This window comes from Lactonifactor longoviformis DSM 17459 (assembly GCF_900129135.1).
GTDB lineage: Bacteria > Bacillota > Clostridia > Lachnospirales > Lachnospiraceae > Lactonifactor > Lactonifactor longoviformis.
Window position 1 is genome coordinate 77,093 of sequence record NZ_FQVI01000018.1, and the last position, 18,508, is coordinate 95,600.

General features: G+C 42.6%; 25 protein-coding genes. 12 read left to right on the forward strand and 13 right to left on the reverse strand.

Annotated elements, in window-relative coordinates:
- Genes BUA56_RS15335 through BUA56_RS15345 form a run of 3 tightly spaced genes read left to right on the forward strand, consistent with a single transcriptional unit; the run spans position 1 to position 1,537 of the window.
- Positions 1-957, forward strand: a complete 957-nt coding sequence (locus BUA56_RS15335; protein ID WP_072853273.1) for a hypothetical protein — start codon at positions 1-3, stop codon at positions 955-957.
- Positions 958-959: 2 nt separating this feature from the next.
- The gene (locus BUA56_RS15340) at positions 960-1,175 is read left to right on the forward strand and encodes a transposon-transfer assisting family protein (RefSeq protein ID WP_084067991.1); all 216 of its coding nucleotides are present in this window, start codon (positions 960-962) and stop codon (positions 1,173-1,175) included.
- Positions 1,172-1,537 (forward strand): cysteine-rich VLP domain-containing protein, encoded by a 366-nt coding sequence (locus tag BUA56_RS15345; protein ID WP_072853284.1) that lies wholly within the window; start codon positions 1,172-1,174, stop codon positions 1,535-1,537. The genes BUA56_RS15340 and BUA56_RS15345 overlap by 4 nt, the downstream gene beginning before the upstream one ends.
- Before the next feature lie 208 nt (positions 1,538-1,745).
- Here BUA56_RS15345 and BUA56_RS15350 read toward each other — a convergent pair whose 3' ends face one another.
- From BUA56_RS15350 to BUA56_RS15365, 4 genes are all read right to left on the reverse strand, one after another.
- Positions 1,746-2,492: a phospholipase D-like domain-containing protein gene (locus tag BUA56_RS15350; protein WP_072853286.1), complete on the reverse strand. Its 747-nt coding sequence runs from the start codon at positions 2,490-2,492 to the stop codon at positions 1,746-1,748.
- A gap of 104 nt (positions 2,493-2,596) precedes the next feature.
- Complete coding sequence (locus tag BUA56_RS15355; protein WP_072853288.1) at positions 2,597-3,949, reverse strand: relaxase/mobilization nuclease domain-containing protein; 1,353 nt, start codon at positions 3,947-3,949, stop codon at positions 2,597-2,599.
- Positions 3,910-4,239, reverse strand: coding sequence for a plasmid mobilization protein (locus tag BUA56_RS15360; RefSeq protein WP_016220880.1), 330 nt, complete (start codon positions 4,237-4,239; stop codon positions 3,910-3,912). Before BUA56_RS15360 ends, BUA56_RS15355 begins: the two co-directional genes overlap by 40 nt.
- A gap of 243 nt (positions 4,240-4,482) precedes the next feature.
- Positions 4,483-4,839 (reverse strand): helix-turn-helix transcriptional regulator, encoded by a 357-nt coding sequence (locus tag BUA56_RS15365; protein WP_016323095.1) that lies wholly within the window; start codon positions 4,837-4,839, stop codon positions 4,483-4,485.
- Between the two features lie 164 nt (positions 4,840-5,003).
- Here BUA56_RS15365 and BUA56_RS15370 point away from each other — a divergent pair, with 164 nt between their 5' ends.
- From BUA56_RS15370 to BUA56_RS15410, 9 genes are all read left to right on the forward strand, one after another.
- Positions 5,004-5,612: a class I SAM-dependent methyltransferase gene (locus BUA56_RS15370; RefSeq protein ID WP_016323094.1), complete on the forward strand. Its 609-nt coding sequence runs from the start codon at positions 5,004-5,006 to the stop codon at positions 5,610-5,612.
- 74 nt (positions 5,613-5,686) lie between these two features.
- The gene (locus BUA56_RS15375) at positions 5,687-6,247 is read left to right on the forward strand and encodes a TetR/AcrR family transcriptional regulator (RefSeq protein ID WP_072853290.1); all 561 of its coding nucleotides are present in this window, start codon (positions 5,687-5,689) and stop codon (positions 6,245-6,247) included.
- A 76-nt stretch (positions 6,248-6,323) separates the two neighbouring features.
- On the forward strand, positions 6,324-6,938 hold the full coding sequence (locus BUA56_RS15380; protein WP_072853292.1) for a methyltransferase family protein: 615 nt from the start codon (positions 6,324-6,326) through the stop codon (positions 6,936-6,938).
- Positions 6,939-7,025: 87 nt separating this feature from the next.
- Complete coding sequence (locus tag BUA56_RS15385) at positions 7,026-8,351, forward strand: MATE family efflux transporter (RefSeq protein WP_072853294.1); 1,326 nt, start codon at positions 7,026-7,028, stop codon at positions 8,349-8,351.
- Between the two features lie 400 nt (positions 8,352-8,751).
- Positions 8,752-9,195 (forward strand): sigma-70 family RNA polymerase sigma factor, encoded by a 444-nt coding sequence (locus BUA56_RS15390; RefSeq protein WP_044935947.1) that lies wholly within the window; start codon positions 8,752-8,754, stop codon positions 9,193-9,195.
- Positions 9,176-9,427 carry a helix-turn-helix domain-containing protein gene (locus tag BUA56_RS15395; protein WP_016222275.1) on the forward strand — a complete coding sequence of 84 codons (252 nt, stop codon included), beginning with the start codon at positions 9,176-9,178 and terminating at the stop codon, positions 9,425-9,427. Before BUA56_RS15390 ends, BUA56_RS15395 begins: the two co-directional genes overlap by 20 nt.
- A 439-nt stretch (positions 9,428-9,866) precedes the next feature.
- Positions 9,867-10,070: an excisionase gene (locus BUA56_RS15400; RefSeq protein ID WP_016284327.1), complete on the forward strand. Its 204-nt coding sequence runs from the start codon at positions 9,867-9,869 to the stop codon at positions 10,068-10,070.
- Between the two features lie 89 nt (positions 10,071-10,159).
- Positions 10,160-11,353: a tyrosine-type recombinase/integrase gene (locus tag BUA56_RS15405; protein WP_072853296.1), complete on the forward strand. Its 1,194-nt coding sequence runs from the start codon at positions 10,160-10,162 to the stop codon at positions 11,351-11,353.
- A gap of 296 nt (positions 11,354-11,649) precedes the next feature.
- The gene (locus tag BUA56_RS15410) at positions 11,650-12,084 is read left to right on the forward strand and encodes a hypothetical protein (protein ID WP_072853298.1); all 435 of its coding nucleotides are present in this window, start codon (positions 11,650-11,652) and stop codon (positions 12,082-12,084) included.
- Positions 12,085-12,213: 129 nt separating this feature from the next.
- Here the strand turns inward: BUA56_RS15410 and BUA56_RS15415 are convergent, their stop codons facing one another.
- The 9 genes from BUA56_RS15415 to BUA56_RS15455 all read right to left on the reverse strand — a co-directional run.
- Positions 12,214-12,678 carry a hypothetical protein gene (locus BUA56_RS15415; RefSeq protein ID WP_072853300.1) on the reverse strand — a complete coding sequence of 155 codons (465 nt, stop codon included), beginning with the start codon at positions 12,676-12,678 and terminating at the stop codon, positions 12,214-12,216.
- A 2-nt stretch (positions 12,679-12,680) separates the two neighbouring features.
- Complete coding sequence (locus tag BUA56_RS15420; RefSeq protein WP_072853302.1) at positions 12,681-13,547, reverse strand: AraC family transcriptional regulator; 867 nt, start codon at positions 13,545-13,547, stop codon at positions 12,681-12,683.
- A 212-nt stretch (positions 13,548-13,759) separates the two neighbouring features.
- On the reverse strand, positions 13,760-14,422 hold the full coding sequence (gene trhA / locus BUA56_RS15425; protein WP_072853304.1) for a PAQR family membrane homeostasis protein TrhA: 663 nt from the start codon (positions 14,420-14,422) through the stop codon (positions 13,760-13,762).
- A 270-nt stretch (positions 14,423-14,692) separates the two neighbouring features.
- Complete coding sequence (locus BUA56_RS15430; RefSeq protein WP_072853306.1) at positions 14,693-15,169, reverse strand: SAM-dependent methyltransferase; 477 nt, start codon at positions 15,167-15,169, stop codon at positions 14,693-14,695.
- A gap of 110 nt (positions 15,170-15,279) precedes the next feature.
- Positions 15,280-16,095: a MerR family transcriptional regulator gene (locus tag BUA56_RS15435; RefSeq protein WP_072853308.1), complete on the reverse strand. Its 816-nt coding sequence runs from the start codon at positions 16,093-16,095 to the stop codon at positions 15,280-15,282.
- Positions 16,096-16,238: 143 nt separating this feature from the next.
- The gene (gene clpP, locus BUA56_RS15440; protein ID WP_072853310.1) at positions 16,239-16,829 is read right to left on the reverse strand and encodes an ATP-dependent Clp endopeptidase proteolytic subunit ClpP; all 591 of its coding nucleotides are present in this window, start codon (positions 16,827-16,829) and stop codon (positions 16,239-16,241) included.
- Positions 16,826-17,248: a helix-turn-helix domain-containing protein gene (locus BUA56_RS15445; protein WP_072853312.1), complete on the reverse strand. Its 423-nt coding sequence runs from the start codon at positions 17,246-17,248 to the stop codon at positions 16,826-16,828. The genes clpP and BUA56_RS15445 overlap by 4 nt, the downstream gene beginning before the upstream one ends.
- Positions 17,249-17,445: 197 nt before the next feature.
- The gene (rbr, locus tag BUA56_RS15450) at positions 17,446-17,982 is read right to left on the reverse strand and encodes a rubrerythrin (RefSeq protein ID WP_072853314.1); all 537 of its coding nucleotides are present in this window, start codon (positions 17,980-17,982) and stop codon (positions 17,446-17,448) included.
- Positions 17,983-18,119: 137 nt separating this feature from the next.
- The coding region (locus BUA56_RS15455; protein WP_072853316.1) for a ferritin-like domain-containing protein at positions 18,120-18,508 on the reverse strand (389 nt) is incomplete at its 5' end.

Genomic DNA, 18,508 nt, shown 5'->3' on the forward strand with positions numbered 1-18,508 from the left:
ATGGGGAAACTGAATAAATTTGAAAACGTGGACGTGACCGCTTCCCTTGAAGCGATCATGAAGCAGAACACCGCTTTTTATCAGAGTGATTTTGACATTGACAAAGAGATTATAAAGCGGGCGGCAGAAAGCCCTAATGCCGGGGATAAAAGGCTTTTGTGGTTTTCCCGCCCGTCCGGGACGTGCTGTATTAAGGAGCGCGACGCTTTTCTGAAAGACACGCGGGAACACAACACATGGAAGTTTTACGGGGAACAGACCCGCGACAGGGTACTTGCCTATGCCGTGGAGCTTACAGGCATACAGGACGGGAAGATCACGGGCAATCTCTATGAGCTGGACTACCAGCAGCATTATAAGCACGTCACCGAACAGGCATTACCCGCTGATAACTATATGCTTATCTATGAGCATGGGGAACGGGAGCAGCCAGCGGCGCGACCCTTTGACGCTTCCCCCAACCCGCAGCTTGGGAAGTTTGAACGCTTTGAAGCAATCCCCAATGACCCGGAAGCCCTGCAATCCCTGTTACGGGAGGAAAGGCGCAGCCGGGAGCAATCGGCGGTTCCGGGGGACTTGGAAACGCATACCGCAGCATTGCGCGACGGGCTGATCGAAACGGAAGCACGGCGCATTGTAGGGAAAATGAAAGAGTTAAGCGACCCGAACAGCCCGGATAAATCTCATTTCATGGTGGAACTGTCCCCCTACTTTACGCAGATTGCTACCACAAAGGACACCGACCGCCTTTTTTCTATGCTGCCCTATAAGACACTTTCCTTTTCGCAGATCAAGGACAGGCACGGCACATACGCGCTGATCGGAAAGGACGAGAACCGGGACAGGCAGATAAGGAAGCCCCGCCCCTCTGTCCGGGCGCAGCTTGCACAGGATAAAAAGAGAACCGCCCCGAAGAAAACGGCGGCAAAAAAGAAAGATCACGGATTGGAGGTATGAGCATGAACAAATATAACAATTTCACAGTAGAGGAAACCAACCTTTTGAGTATCTACATGACAGGCAGCAAGGAGGGGCTTGTGGTGGCTATGAACGCCGCGCTGCCCTTTATGGACGGGGAAATGCGGGACTTTGCCGCCCGCACCCTTGCCAAAGTGGGGTGCATGACAGAAGCGGAGTTTGCGGGGCTTGCCGTTTACCCCGCCGACGAGGTATGAACGAGATCAAGCGGCTCACGCCGCCCCAAAGCCGGAAAGTCAATGCCCTTGTACGCCGGACGTGCTGCAATTATGATAGCGGAAACTGTATCTTGCTTGACGACGGGGACTATTGCGTATGCCCGCAGCTTATTTCTTATTCCCTGCTCTGTAAATGGTTCCGTATCGCCGTACTGCCCGCAGATACGGAATTGTACGCAGAGCTTTACCATGCGGAGGATATGCGGCGGTGTAGCGTGTGCGGTGCGTCCTTTGCGTCCAGCTCCAACCGGGCGATTTACTGCCCGGACTGCCGGAAGCGTATCACCCGCAGACAGACCGCCGAGCGCATGAGGAAAATGCGGGCGAATGTGACGCGATAGGGGCGAAATAAGCCTTGATTTATGCGGCTTTCCGGGCGGGAAAATGAAACAGCAAGGGATTTATACCTTTACCCCCAAAAATGCCGTCCTATTGCGTAACAATCCAATCTCTGCACCCATAAAAAACCGGGGCGCGGTGGCTATGTGATAGCTGCCGCGTCCCGGTTCTTTTATGAGTACAGATCAGAGAATAAAAATTCCTACTATTCTATCCGTAAACCCGTGTCTTTAGCTTTATAAATTCATTTGCAAAAGTTTTTGCAGTAGCCGTATTTTTATCAACACTGATAGTTTCTTTATTGTAATTAGCAGCATTAGTCCAATTAAATGTACCATGAATTGTAGTTGCTAAATCAATTATACAAAATTTATCGTGCATAATATTTTTGTAATATGATTGAATATTTATTCTGTATGTTTCAAACTCACTTTCTAATGAAAAAGGGGCTTTCCTATTTTTATCATTATCGTCTATAACTACTTGTACATTGACCCCCTGTTTCTTTTTCGCTACTAATACATCAAAGAGTTTTTTATTGGTGAACCATGCCATAGAAACCCATATTAGATATTTTGCATTTTCTAATTCATCTATAATCTGTTGCTGAATATCTTCAAAATAAATTTCCTGACTAACCAGTTCGTTAGGCACTACACGTCCGGGCTTGATTTCTACTCCGAACAACTCATATTCATAATCATCATTAACCGGGTAGATTTGTTCAATAATCTGCTCAATGTATTTTTTATAGTTCATTAACTCCATTAAATCACTTGGCGCAACTGTAATATAAATATACTCTTGAAAATGGTTCCATTTGCGTTGCGTAAATATATTTGTTTTATCACATGATAAGGTTGCACGCTCTAAAATTTCAAGGATTTTCCTTTTGTTTGGATTGTTCCCCCTCTTTATCATTTCAACAAGAAGCCCGTGAAATTCTTTCTCTGTCATATTTTCACCCCAAATTCAGTAATATTATAATTCAATTTGCTACTTTTATATTTAGCGCAAAATTGATTATAGCATTTTGGGAAGAATAAGTCTACCAATACGAATTATCCGCGCTCTGTCTGCTTTTCCCGTTCCGGCTGCTTCTCTACCTGTAAAATGCTGTCTATGTTTCGCTTGATAACATCATACTCCTGTACCTGTTTTTTCAGCTTGCCATAGTCGGCGTAAAGGCTTTCTTTCTGCTCTTGTAGCTTTTCATACTCTGCTTGGAGGGCGGGGACGCTGGGGAGCTTACCGCCAATCTGCGCCGCCTTTAATGCCTTTGCCGCCGCTTCATGGAGGATAATCCCCCGTTCATGCTCTGCCCGGTACTTCTCCTTGTTCCGGGCTTTACGATAGGCTTCATAGAGGGGCTTTGTCTTTTGGTAGGTAGTGACGTTCTTAATGAGCAATGCCATATCTGATAGCCGCTTTTCCACTTCCTTTAGGCTGTCCCCTGCCTGTTCGCTTGCCGTGGTGATTTCCTCTATCCGGGATAGCAGATCGGCGTACTGCTCAATCTTATTTTCCGTAAGGAAATTCATAGTCTTTGCCGCCTGTTTCAGATTGTGGATTTTCGCCCACTGTTCATAGCCCCGGCTCTGCTGCGCCTTGATACTGTTTTCAATGTCAATGAGAAGATTAACGCCTTTGCGTTCTGCCTTTGGAGCTTTGGCGGCACGGGTGCGCTTGCCCGCTATCCGTTCTTTTATGGCTTCCTCTGTATAATCTGCGCCGAGGGTTTTTAGGCGGGTAAACCGTTCCTGCCCCGGTGCGCGGCATGACACATATTTTCCCGGCTTGATCTCATAGCCCGCCGCCTGTAACCGCTGCAATAATTCCTCAAAACTGGACACTTGGGGAATGAGCGCGTCCACGGCGATCTTTAGCTTGCCTTTCCAGCTTGTCCCGGTTTTCTCCGCTTGGTACTCCGCATAGCTTTTTCCTTTGCTGCCCTTACCGGGGACGACGACGGAAAGCCCGTTGTCCCGGCACAGCTTGTCACTCATGTTCCGTATGCCGTAATACGTCCGCTTATTGGAAACGTATTTATGATGATCTACGAAGTTGACCGCACAGAAAATAATGTGATTATGGATATGCTCCTTGTCAATGTGTGTCGTGAGTACATATTCATGCTGCCCCTTTGTTACCGCGTCGGCAAGCTGCCGCCCGATCTCATGGGCTTTCTGATAGTCCACTTCCCCCGGCGCAAAGGACTGTATCAAATGAAAGGCTAAGTTGTTGCCCTTATCCCGCGCTTGCGAGAGGGTATAGCCAAACTCAATATCTGCCGTTTCATAGCTGCACCCGAAAGAGGATATGAGCATTTGATTGTCCGTCTTGTCCGGGTTTTCGATATAGTCAAGGGCTTTGCTTAGAGTGCTTTTAACAAGCTTAATCTTTGTAACCGCCATATTTCCGCAAGCACCCCCTTAATTTCCTCTATATCCTCTTTGTAGGCGTTTCCCGTCGCGTTTACGCGACGTGCAATCTGATTGACATTCACCCCGATTTTCTGTATCTCCGCTGTCATTGCCTTTATGTCCGTGTGGTCTACTTGGATAATGTACCCATCAATGGCGATCTTGCGCAGATATGCCGCCATGTTGTTTGTAGGGACGAGCTTCATTTTTTCCTCAATCAATTTCCGTTCTTCCTCTGTCACATAGAATTTGACTTGTACCGTCCTTTTCCGTCCGTTCATGGGTTTTCGCTCCTTTCCGTTCTCATAGAGGGTTTGGGACACTTCCCAACAAGCAATTTCTGACCGACAGGGCGGGCAGAAATACGGAAAAGGGTACTCTTTTCCTATGCTTGCTACGAAAGTTTCTCCTACTACCTACAACACCCAAAAAACGGTTTTGCCAAACTTCTACAAAAGAAAAACGCTGCAATCTTCAAAAGACTACAACGCTTCTCAAACCGTATTCAGTTGTGCGCTGGACGTTTATTCGTCCCCTGTTTCGACTTTCTTAATCTCTTTTGCCGTTGCGGTAATAATCTGCAATCCCGTATCACTTATACCGTCAAGCAGCGTTTCAAGCTGTCTGCGCTGCGTGGACTTACTTGCGACCTTATCCGGGAAAAAGAACTGATCTACCGAAATGTCAAAAAAGGTGCAAAGCTCATACAGCACTTGCAGACTTGGGTGTTGCCCCTCATTTTCTATGGAAACAAGGTAACGGGGAGCTAAATTCAGCTCATGCCCCAATTTCTTACGGGAATATCCCGCTGCTCTGCGTGCTTTCTTTATGGCTTGCCCGAAAGCCTTGAAATCGTACACAAATTCGACTTCTCTTTTCATTCAGACATCACCCTATATGAGTTTACAACTCCTATTCTTGTATTGAAATGAGTGTACATAGCAAAGAATTTACCTAAATATAGCACTATATCAATGAGTGAATATCATTCATTGACTTTTCGGAAAGGCGGTGCTATAATTTTCTCTGAAAGGAGGCTGTATATATGAATAGCGCAAAGCAAAAATCAAAAATAGCCTTTAACCAACAAGCTCCAACCTATGACTGCGATATAAAAGGGCAGCACGCCCGCACATTATATCCTGTTATCATCAATAGGCTGAAAAGCATATCTTATCAAACGGCATTAGATTTAGGGTGCGGAACCGGGGAAGTAATGAAGCTCATATTGCAGCAAGACAATAGCAAAATACTGTATGGGCTTGATTTATCTGAAAAGATGTTAGAAATTGCACAGAAGAAATTAGAAAACAGGGCAACGCTCATTTTAGGTGATAGCGAACAACTCCCTTTTTCCGACTGTTTCTTTGATGTTGTGTATTGCAATGACTCTTTTCACCATTATCCTGCGCCGGAAAGAGTCTTATCAGAAATTGATAGAGTGTTAAAGCCTAATGGAACTTTTATTTTGTGCGATTGTTGGCAACCCACAATCGGGCGAGCTATTATGAATTTCTATATGAAGTATAGTAAAGAGGGGGACGTAAAGATTTACTCTGAAAGTGAAATTTGCAAATTGCTTTCAAGGCACTTTTCAAATGTTACATGGGAGCGTGTAGGAAATACGGCTTGTATGGCTTGCGGAACAAAATAATACCGTAATATTGACTGGTATTCACTCATTGATTTTTTACATTGCTATGCTATGATAGGGAAAGGAGGTGTGTCATGCGTATTACGAAAGAGCCAGAGGAACGGAAGCAGGAAATATTAGATACTGCTATGCGACTATTTTATGAAAAGGGATATGAAAAAACGTCCATTGCCGATATTGCAAAAGAGATTGGCGTAGCGCAAGGGCTATGTTATCGTTATTTTCCCTCAAAGGAAGCCCTTTTTGACTGTGCAATAGAACAGTACGCAGACGAGATAGTAAGTAAATTTACTATTTCAAAAGGCAATGAAAAACTGACCTTAAAAGAAATTATTGAAACTATGCCTATTATGGTAGAAACGGAGGGGACAGACTATTACAACGTGCTTCATGTTGTAGAGAACAAAAAGTTTCACGATCAGCTTGCATTGAAAGTCTGCGAAAAGCTCCTAAAACCTGTCACCTATTTACTGGAAAAGGCACAGGAAAACGGCGAAATTCAACTTGATAATATTCAAGCCGCTGCTAAATTCTGCGTGTACGGGCAACTTGGGATTTTATTAGACACGAAATCCAGTACAGAAGAAAAAGCGAAGAATATTCGCACTTTTCTCATTTATGCTCTAAGACTTTGAAATTATCCCCTGCTATTTAGTAGGGGAATTTCAAAAACATCTAAATGAATGAAGCTCATTCAAGAAAGGAGATTTTATGAATGACCCTACCTGTTTTGTAAATATGCAAGAGTATTATCATTTTATATATGCTATATCCTATATGATGATAGCAGAAATAGTTATATGGTTATATAACTTCAAAGGCTGGATAAAGAAACCTCAAATATCCAACAAGGATTGCGGAACTTTACTTCTTGTAATTTTTGCTTGTTGGAGCAGCTTTTCAATAAGCACATTTTTTAGATGTGGCTATATAACAGAACTGATAGGAGAAATACTTATCCCACATTGCTTTTTCTATTTAGGTTTGTTTTTGCTGGTACTTGGAACTACATTGCGATCATGGGCAGTTTGGACATTAAAACACTCTTTTACATTATCAGTGAAAACAAATTCAACACAGGGCTTGGTAACAACAGGAATTTACCGTTATATCCGCAACCCGGCTTATGTCGGAACTATCCTTTGCCTGTTAGGAACAGCGTTTTGTTTTCGTTCTGCAATAGCCCCAGTATTAGTTTTGATTATTTGCTTTGTATGTTACGGAATAAGAATACAAATTGAGGAAAGAGCCTTGCGGCTACGCTTCGGAAACGACTTTGATAATTATTGTGCGCATACATGGCGACTAATTCCTTTTATTTGGTAACTGCTGTAAATCTATGGCTGCCCTTATCGGCAGCCAAAAAAATAGTATATAAATGAATGATATTCATTCATTAGAAAGGACTTAACAATGACAAGAAAAATTGATTTTATCAATGGAAATACAAAAAAGTGTTTAATGGCAATGGTTTTGCCAATGATTGCGGCTATGTTTCTTAATATGGCTTATAACCTTGTAGACAGTTTATGGATTGGAAACCTTTTAGGGGAAACAGCTTATGCGGCACTCACAAATTCAACTCCGCTAATCCTGCTTTTAACCTCTGTTGCTATGGGGGCAACAAACGGTATTTCTATACTGCTATCACAAGCAATCGGCTCCAAAGATAATAAAAAGATTGAAAGTCTGATTGCTACCTCGTTTGCTGTTGCAATTATTTTTTCTTTGATTTTGACAGCTATTTTTGAATTATCCCTGCCAGCTATTTTGCAAATTATGAATACCCCTACTGAAACCTATGAAATGGCATATAACTATTTATCAATTTATCTTTTGGGATATTTAGCTGTTTACTTATTCTTATATTTTACTGCTGTCCTGAGAAGTTTTGGAAATGCAATGTTTCAAATGATTTCCATGCTGGTATCAACGATACTCAATGCGGTTCTTGACCCTATTTTTATTCATTTTTTTGGTTTTCATGGTGCTGCAATAGCGACCTTAATTTCACAAAGTATTTGCTTGGCATTTATGATTTGCTATCTCAAGAAAAAAAGACTGTTTAATATGCGGCTTAACCTGTTTGACAAGGCTTTCATTTTACCGCTTATACAAAAGGCTGTCCCGGCAATAGTCCAGCAAAGCATACCCGCAATCAGCACTACTTTTTTAACTGCCCTTATCAGCTCTTACAGTATCACAGCAATAGCGGCTTATGGAATTACTGGAAAACTGGAAACCATATTATTTTATCCGGCAATGGCATTAAATATGGTTCTAACAACAATTATCGGGCAATGTGTAGGTGGAAAGAGGACGGACAGGGTAAAAGACTATCTGAAATGTGCTTTGAAATATGGCAGTCTATTTCTGTTTCTGCTCTCTGCAATTATCGTTTCCAGCTCAAAATACCTTTCCATGCTATTTGTAAGAAGTTCTGATGTAGCGTCAATCGTAAGCGGTTATTTTCTGATCGTGGGGATAGGTTACATATTGAACACCATAACAAATTGCTTCCTCGGTATGCTAAACGGTTTGGGGCAGCCCTCTAAAAGTATGCTCCTAATGATTTTTTATTACATTATTGTCCGTATGCCTTTAGCTTATCTTTTTTCATATTTAGGACTTAGGCTTAACGGGATATGGATAGCTGTATTGATTAGTCATATTTGCGCAGCTATCGCAGCAATGCTTTTTTCTATGCTTCAACTGAAAAGGAAAACAACCATTTCATAAGAAAATTATGCCGCTGTTTTCTTTTCAAGTAATGGAGCTTATTAAAGTTACCTTTTTTGAGGATATGGCGGTATTGGAGAAATATCGCCATGTTCTTTTTTATGCTTTTATGGCTATCGCCTTATGGTGAACAATTAAAAAAATCTTCTCCAGCGTAGAAAACATTTTTGCCTACGGTTTTACCTTCACACATCACAATATAAGCGTTAATAATTCCTCTTTACCCGATTGCATTATGCAGTCGGTTTTTTTTGCGCTTTTTAAGACGCACTTTTTGAAAATTTCGACAAAAAAGTTTGCCGTTTTCATTTGGCAACTCTCAAAAAGCGGTGGTGTGGGTACTGAAAGGGGAAGTCATAAAAAATCACCCGCTTTCGCGGCTGCGAAAGGAGGTGAGAACATGAATGAGCCTAATCGTACCGAATGGGAAATCCGCTGCGCTTTTAATAGCTTTTGCAAGAAAGCCATTAAGTGTGAAGCCAGCAACGCCCACCGCGACGTAAGACGACACCAACTGCGTGAAGTTACGTTATCCAGCCTTTCCCCGCAGGAAGAAAGCCAGCTTTATACCGTTGACCGCTATTTTGTCAAGGAATACACTGACAATTCTATCTGCGTGGCGGGTAAAAGAATTACGCCGAAGCTGTTAGCCGAAGCACTCCGCACTTTGCCGGAAGAAAAACGTAACGCCGTCCTGCTGTACTATTTTGAGGGTATGACTGATAACGATATTGCAAAGCTCCTCAATATTTCAAGAAGCACAGTACAGTATCGCAGGACAAGCTCTTTTGAACTGCTAAAACGCTATTTGGAGGAACGCGCTTATGACGACGAAGAAATTTGACAGCGATTTTGACGAGCGCGGCTTGTTACCTTACCCGGTAATTGTTGCCGCAACCAAAGGCGACCCGGACGCAATGAAAATTGTGTTACAGAACTACGACGCACAGATTGCCGCTTTGTCTGTCCGAAAATACCGTGATGAACGCGGAAATACATATTTCGGAATTGACGAGGACATACGCGACCGTCTGCGGTCAAGGCTGATGCGGGCTGTCTTGGACTTCCAGTTTTGATGTAAAGCCGCTGCCTATGTTCCCCTTTCCGTAGGTGCGGCACATCAGACTTTTTTGAACCTTGAAAAAGAAAGCGGCGCAAGATAACGGCGACGCAGCATAGGGCAGATCGGATACGTCCCTTTTGCGCCGAGCCATACGACGGGTGCGCCATGACGCTATCCCGGCGGGGTTTTCTTTTCCCCGCCGGGATAGCCGAGCGACCAGCACCGCGCCGGGGAGCAAGTTTAGCAGCTTGCGGGCGACGACAGCGCAGAATATATAATGATACTCCCTTACCGCCACAGTCCGAGCGTTAAAAGCGTCGCAGGCAATGGGTAGGGCTGCATGAGAACCATGCAGGGGTGAAACTCCCGTGAGGTTACGCTATTAACCGTCCGATCACAGCCCCTTTTTCACCATTAACCATTTACCCATTTTTGAAAGGGGGATTTATAGAATGAACAATGCTGATGTGCCTATTTGGGAAAAGTACACGCTTACCATTGAGGAAGCGTCAAAATATTTCCGCATTGGGGAAAACAAGCTGCGGAAACTTGCAGAGGAAAACCCCACGGCGGGCTGGGTGATCTTGAACGGCAACCGTATTCAGATCAAGAGGAAACAGTTTGAAAAAATCATTGACACACTGGACGCGATTTAGCGAAAAAGATAGTGAAAAAGAGCCTTGAATATGCTATAATAAATGTAGGCATATCAAGGCTCTTTCCGACACGGAAAGGAGCAAAAACAATGTCGGAAAAAAGACGTGATAATAAAAACCGCATTTTGCGTTCGGGAGAGAGCCAGAGAAAAGACGGGAGATATGCTTACAAATATACCGATACTTTTGGTAAAGTGCAATTTGTCTATGCTTGGAAGTTAGTACCTACGGACAAGACCCCTGCCGGGAAACGTGACGACATATCCCTTAGAGAAAAGGAAAAAGAGATACAGAAAGACCTTGACGACGGGATAGACACAATCGGTAAGAAAATGACCGTCTGCGAGCTTTACGCGAAGCAGAACCGCCACCGGGGGAACGTAAGGCATAACACCACAAAGGGGCGCGAACGGCTGATGAAGCTGCTGGAAGCGGATAAACTTGGTTCCTGCTCCATTGACAGTGTGAAGCTGTCCGACGCGAAAGAATGGGCGTTGCGCATGAAAGAAAAGGGAATATCCTATAAAACCATAAGCAACGACAAGCGTTCCTTAAAAGCCGCGTTCTATACGGCGATACAGGACGATTGTATAAGGAAGAACCCCTTTGACTTCCAGCTAAACACAGTGATTGAGGACGACACAGAGCCGAAAGTACCCCTCACAGCAGAACAGGAAGAAAGCCTTTTATCCTTTATGCAAAGTGATAGCGTCTATCAGAAATACCGTGACGAGGTTATCATACTGCTGGGGACAGGGCTTAGGATTTCCGAACTCTGCGGATTGACTGAAACCGACCTTGATTTTGAAAACAGGATAATCAATGTAGACCACCAGCTTTTACGGAGCGCAGAAACAGGCTACTACATAGAGAAGCCCAAAACGCAGAGCGGTATCAGGCAAATTCCAATGAGTGAAAAAGTGTATGAAGCGTTGGGGCGCGTGTTGGAGAACCGCAAAGGAACGAAGCAGATCACCATTGACGGTTACAGCAATTTCCTTTTCCTCAACCGGGACGGTTGCCCGAAAACGAATGTGAATTATGCTACCATGTTTCGGGGGCTTGCAAAGAAGTACAACAAGACCCATGAGGAAGCCTTACCCAAAGTAATGACACCCCACACCCTACGCCATACATTTTGTACCAACTTAGCTAATGCCGGAATGAACCCGAAAGCGTTACAGTACATCATGGGACACTCTAACATCACCATGACGCTGAACTACTACGCACACGCTACATTCGCTTCCGCAAAGGCTGAAATGGAACGGCTGATTGCATAGCCGCAGACGGATTTACTACTTCTTTTACTACCATTGAGAGGGAAAACCTAAGAGGTTATGAGGGTATATAAGAACTTCTCCCCATATCTAAAATGCCGGGAAAGCCCGAAAATACGGGCTATACCGACATATAAGAACTTCTAAAGAGATAATCTAAATTCACCATAAATTTTATAAATAAAAGCTTGGATGGCATATAGAAGGTTATCCAAGCTTTTGTATCCATATTTACAAGGATATAGCTTATGGAGTATCGAGTGCTTATAACAGAAAAAAGTCATTAAGAGGAGAACAGTATGAAACTGGATACAGAGGATTTAATAGTTAATTTATTTTTTAAAAAAAACTTTAGAAAGAGAATTAAATATGAATTAAAACGAGAAGATAAGCGGAGAAGTTGCCTGGACCGTCTAGAACTTTGTTACTATAATAAATACCTTGACATGGACTTAGGAATATCATTAAGGAAGATTCCACTATCGGATCATAAAGACTTATTGGTTAAATACGGAGCAGAAAAAAGTTGTTATTTGCTGGGAATTGATATTGAGGATGGTGGGGCAGAGGCTGCAATAGACGAAGCCATTGAAATAGCATGGCGGAATCAAGGGGCATGTTTGGTTTACTGCGGAAATGGAGTTGCCTATTTTACAACTGAGATATACTTAGGGTCACAGACAAGGACGGCGTATCTTTTATACAACAAAAATTATTTGCAATTTATTAAGTGAAAAACCTATTAGTTTAAAAAGATTGGATTTTTTGTTATTGTACTATACAAAGAAGATCTCGCCCGTCCTAATTCTGTTTTAATATGAAATGTACCTTTTTCAATAATGGCTAGAAATATATTATTGTAATTAAAATTTAGATTTACTGTAATCATATGGGATGCTGGTCCCAACTACCACATCGTCAATTTTTTCAAGAATCAGCCAATCATCCATATTCCCCTGATGCTCAAAGGTAAGAGGCGGTATCTTTTGGACTGATTCAAATTCTACCAGGCAAAGGCATTTTTTATGCCAGCGGGTTTTCTGCTTTTCCGATAGGTTTAACTTACTCTGGTTTTTTTCTAATATAGCAGTAATTTCATCTTCTGGGAGCTTTACATAATTCTCCACATTACAGACAACTGCTTTGGCTGAGATTAAAAGGCTTCCCTTTTCCATAAAGTAGAGAGTTTCTCCTGGGAATACCCTGCTGTGGGGTATTTTTCTGCCAGCGGCACCTCTGACCACCATGGTTTTTGTTCCGTTTATAATTTTATCCAGTACCTTCTCTCCCTTTTTCCCTGTATTATCGCAATATACTAAATGTACCATTTTTAATCCTCCTTAATTATAATAGGTATCCATATTTGACTGAGATATTCACTGCTGTAAGAATTTCCGTCACTGTACCACTCCAGTTCCGGACATGAGGCGTGCTGAAAGGGATATTTCACCAGCCACTCTTTCCGCAAATAATCCCATCCCTCCTGAATTGCCTGGGGGACCGGCCCCCTGCAGTCAAAGACTGCCCAGGACGTTTCCGGTATCTGCATTTCACAAAATCCTTCCGGCAGGATATAATCCGAAATTGCCATGATTGCGTATGAAAGCTGGTCTGATGCCTCGTCATACTTTTCTGATATGCCGAATAATCCCTTGGGTTTACCAGTATCTAAAGAAATTATCTGGGAATAAATGCCGTTTTTCTGGCATTCATTCCAGAAACCAGGTATTTCTGTCTGGGGAGATCCTGCTATGCATGAAATACTGGCCCGTTTCCCAATAAGCCGGAAAGATGGCTTATGCTCAATCCTCCAGGAGTATTTATTCCTTGTATATACCTGCATTCGTGGCAGTACCTGCAGCCTGGCAGATGCGCCTCTTGCCTCTTTGGGTGAAATTCCATGAAACTGCTGAAATGCCTTTGTAAAGGATGTTGGTGAGTCATACCCGTATTTATAACTCAAATCCACTACCTTAATAGGGCTGCTTTTCAGATCATATCCGGCCAGTGTTAGTTTGCGGTGACGCACGTATTCGGCATAACTTATCCCGTTCATATAAGAGAAGACCTTCAGAAAAAAATGGTAAGAACAGCCGGATATTCTCGTGATTTCATCCATGTCTACAGGCTCCTCTTTCCGCTGCAGATGATCCTCTGTATAATCAATAATCCTTTGAAGCTTGTCGTTCCAATCCATTTGCGATCCTCATTCTTTATATGATTTACTATTGTATCATTTGCGGAGGGATTTTACCTCTCTTTTTGTGTACAAGGCGGATAGTAAATATAGGAAATGGGGATTGGAGTGTAAAATTTTGTGTGCCTTCTTAGGGGAGTGCGATATCTTGAACAATAAACTGAGCAGTAAAAAAAACGGCGTGTTCCTGAAATAGAACACGCCGCAGTTTATTATACAGGCATACCAACAACAAAGAAATACATAACAATAAAGTGACATATGCTACCGCCCATAACAAAGAGATGGAAAATCTCATGTGACCCAAAATTTTTATGTTTAGAATTGAAAATCGGCAGCTTCAGGGCATAGATGATCCCTCCTACGGTATAGATAATCCCGCCAGCCAAAAGCCAGCCAAATGCAGCGGGAGAAAGTGTGTTCATAATTGGGCGGAATGCCAGAACGCAAAGCCACCCCATAGCAATGTACAGTACGGAAGAAAACCATTTGGGACAGGTGATCCAGCAAGCCTTAATCAGAATACCGGCAATGGCCACAGCCCATACTACTGCACAGAGCATTGCACCAGTCCTGCCGTGCAGAACAATTAGACAAATGGGAGTATAACTGCCGGCGATCAGGATAAAGATCATCATATGGTCCATTTTCCGGAGCCGTCTGTTAATAGTATCAGAGGCATCCACTGTGTGGTAGATTGTGCTTGCAGCATACAGTAAAACCATGCTTAAGATAAAAATACTCATAGCTATCATGTGTATATTTCCAGGTTCACGGGCTGCTTTCAGAAGCAGAGGCAGGGCGGCAAGAGCAGCCATGAGGCATCCGATAAAATGAGTAATGGCACTTCCAGGTTCCTTTGGTTTAAAATTCATAATAATTCCTCCTTTAATACTGTTGCTTAATTGCTATATAATTGCACAAATAATATATGGTAAAATAAGAAAAACCATTACATGTAGTTATCAAAACTACATGTTGATATAAGTATATTACACCCTCGTATTTAAAAAATCAAGGGTATATTTAAATTATTTGATAGACAAAGTATATAAAGGAGAAAGAGGGACGTGTTCTTTCTAAAAAGAACACGTCCCAAATTAAGAACGGCCTGTCCCAAATTGGATGAGACCTGTCCCTTTTACTTAAAAATTAAACTCTTCTTCCCATGGGAACTGTTCGGATTCCTCCAGACTTTTTGGCCAATGGCTGCACCATTGCGGCACCTTGGGGTTTTCTACCCGATCCAGACTGGGAGTGTACGGCTTTATGTCCAGGACTGGTGTATTGTGGTCGGCGTCGATGTAGGGGAGGTGAATGATTCCCTTCTCATAATCGATATGCGTAATTTCTGCAGTGGACAGGGCGATGGGATTGGGCCGCACAGGAGATCTTGTGGAAAAGATACCCATGATTTCCGGAGCATTTTTGTAGGGCTGTTCTGCGGTGAGGACGGATCGGGCCCCGTGGTCATCAAAGTGGCTGAACCACCAGATAACGTTAATGTGGCTGAATCCGTCTAATGCCTGGAGTGCAGGGATTACCCGGGGATTCAGCTGAACAAAAGTACCGTTTTCATTGTTGCAGATGGTTCCGATAGAATGTACTTGATAGGTTGACATAAATTACCTCCGTTTTTCTTGAATAATTGTTTACGATCTCAAGTTAGACCCTCACACCATGTGAGAGTCAAGGAAAAACGCCATGCAATATGTAATTGCACGGCGCGGCGTTAGTTTTTTTCTAAAGGTATCTGTATTTCTGTCAAATAATTCTGGGGAGAGGTCTCATTCCAAGGACCGCGGTGGACGATTTGGCGGGTTGGGTTCCCCATTCTGTATTCGCTGTTCTTCTGCAGCCACCGGGCAAAAGACAGGTATGCTCCGGCTATGTTGGAAAATGGTCCGTAAACCATGGTACTGGCCATAGAAGGTACAGGTTCTGTTATGCGGTATGCGAACTCCCCGCAACTATTACCGGGTGTTTTTACCAAAGCACACAGTTCCACATCAACATTTTGCTCTTTATACCCCTCGTCGTAATATATAGAAAAGGTTTCTTCTGTTACAGGTACTCTCTGCTCTAAAGCAAACGCAGATAATTCACTCCACAGCTCTCCTTCGGCATAATAATCTGGAATAATCCTTCGCAGGGAGAGAACCTGATAAGCGGGAATAGATTTAACGGTAACATGGTAATGTATCTCACTTTTTCCGGTTAAAAGTTCTTTTTTGGCAAGTTGAATTTTCTTGAGTTTTTCTTTTTCCAGAAGAATAGATTGCTCTATTTCTGAATATTTCCTGTCCAGCTCTTCGATCATTGCTGTACAGTCACAGCTTTCAAGCACCTTTGCTATCTCAGACACCTGGAATCCGCTGTCTCTCAGGTATATAATTTTATTAAGAATGGGTATTTGCTCTATGGAATACAGACGGTAACCGGTCTGGGGATCAATCCTGGCGGGTTTTAACAGTCCTGCTTCATCATAATATCTCAGCATGCGGATAGTTACCTGTGTAAGTTTTGAAAATTCTCCGATTCTGAACATAGGTGCCTCCATTTATAGAAAGATACTAAGGACTTTCTTGTGTATAAGCCCTTGCATAGTATTATATATAGTTCATACTGGTTCTTCAAGGTAAGAAAAGAGAGGGCACTGCATTTTTATACAATGCGATGCCCCTTGTTTTACTATCTACTGGAAATAACAGAATCTATCAGACCATATTTTAGTGCTTCTTCGGCGCTCATAAAGTTATCTCTGTCCGTATCTTTTTCAATTTCTTCGATCGTGTGCCCTGTATTCTCGGATAAAATTTTGTTTAATCTATGTTTACTTTTTTGCATATAATCAGACATTATTTTTATATCGCTGGCTGGCCCTTGTATCCCGCTGCCATGCATAGCTGGCTGGTGTATCATAATTTCGGAGTTGGGCAATGCCATACGCTTGCCATGTGTTCCTCCGGCTAACAAAAATGCACCAAAACTTGCTGCCATGCCAATACATATTGTGGCTACATCACACTTAATGTACTTCATGGTGTCATAAATGGCAAATCCGGCAGTTACAGAACCTCCCGGACTGTTAATATATAAATGAATATCTTTGTCTGGGTCTTGGGCTTCCAAAAAGAGTAATTGCGCTACAATTAAACTGGCAGAGGTGTCACTTACTTCTTCTCCCAGAAATATAACTCTGTCTGACAGCAAACGTGAAAAAATATCATAGCTGCGTTCTCCCCGGCTCGTTTGTTCAATGACATATGGAATTATACTCATGCTGCTGTCCCCTTGCACATACTGATAAATAGACTGTATTTTGTTTTATAGAAATTCTTACTCAGGGAGATTCTGCTCTGCTTTGGTACAAACACCCCGATATTCCTGTAAGTTTTGGGCGGATATACATATAATTGCTTAAAAGCAAGTGAAAATGCCTGTTGAGATTCATATCCAGCTTCATAAGCAATTTTTGTGATCGGATCGTCCGTTTTTATCAATTTTTCCGCAGCTATTGTAAGCCTGCGGCTTTGAAGGTATTTATAAATGGTAATTCCAGTACATTGTGAAAATAACCGATTAAGATAAAATTTTGAATATCCAACGCTTCTGGCAATTTTATCTACATTAATCTCTTTCTCAATATTACCCTCAATATAATTCAAGACCTTTTTTACAATCTCGTTTTGCTGTTCCATCGTTTTGCCTCCTTTTTATCATTATAACAAGCTTGAGCCTGTGTGTCTTAATAAAAAGTGCTGTATTGCTGACAATTGGGTCTTTCACAAAGTGTGCCAATATACCTTACAAGCATTATTTGGTGCGCTGACGAAAAAAACGCCGCCCCAGTTTTATAGGGCAGCGTTCATCGTAAAGTGATAGGATTTTATGTATCTTAATAGTTCTCAGCTTTTCTTTCGAAGTAAGCTCTCGGATGGGCACATACCGGACAAACCTCAGGAGCCTCGTCAGCTTCGTGTACATAACCGCAGTTTCTGCATTTCCATCCCAAAGGAGCGTCTCCTTTGAAGGTTTCTTCTGCTTTCATATGCTCCAGTAACTTTAAGTAGCGTTTTTCGTGAGCAGCTTCTACTCTGGCAACACCTTCAAATTTCTGTGCCAGTTCCTCAAAGCCTTCTTCTCTGGCTTCCCTGGCCATGCGTGCATACATGTCAGTCCACTCATAGTTCTCACCGCTGGCTGCGTCTTCCAGATTAGCCACCGGATCCAGAATTCCGTGGAATTCTTTAAACCACATTTTAGCATGCTCCTTTTCCTGATCTGCTGTTTCCAGATATAAAGCAGCTAATTGCTCGTAACCGGCTTTCTTTGCAGCGGAAGCGTAGTATGTATATTTATTTCTAGCCTGTGATTCACCTGCAAAAGCGTCCATTAAGTTCTGCTCTGTTTTAGTTCCTGCGTATTTAGACATTGTAAAATCCTCCTTTGGTTTGGTTAATGACTACACCTTTATGTATATCATATATGCGGGCTTCGATTCCGTCAACCTCTGCCCGCATATACTGTATGAATATAAAATTTGTGAGACAAATTAGTCAAAAGAATAAATTAACCGAAGTATCTCTTTAACAGGCCTTCGAAAGCTTTGCCGTGGCGTGCCTCATCTCTGGCCATCTCATGAACGGTATCGTGAATAGCATCCAGGTTAGCGGCTTTTGCACGCTTAGCCAGGTCAAACTTACCGGCAGTAGCGCCGTTTTCAGCTTCTACTCTCATTTCAAGGTTTTTCTTGGTGCTGTCTGTTACAACTTCCCCAAGCAACTCAGCAAATTTAGCTGCGTGCTCTGCCTCTTCATAAGCAGCTTTTTCCCAGTATAAACCGATTTCAGGATATCCTTCTCTATGGGCAACTCTTGCCATTGCAAGGTACATACCAACTTCTGAACATTCACCTTCGAAGTTTGCTCTCAGGTCAGCAAGGATGTCTTCGCTAACGC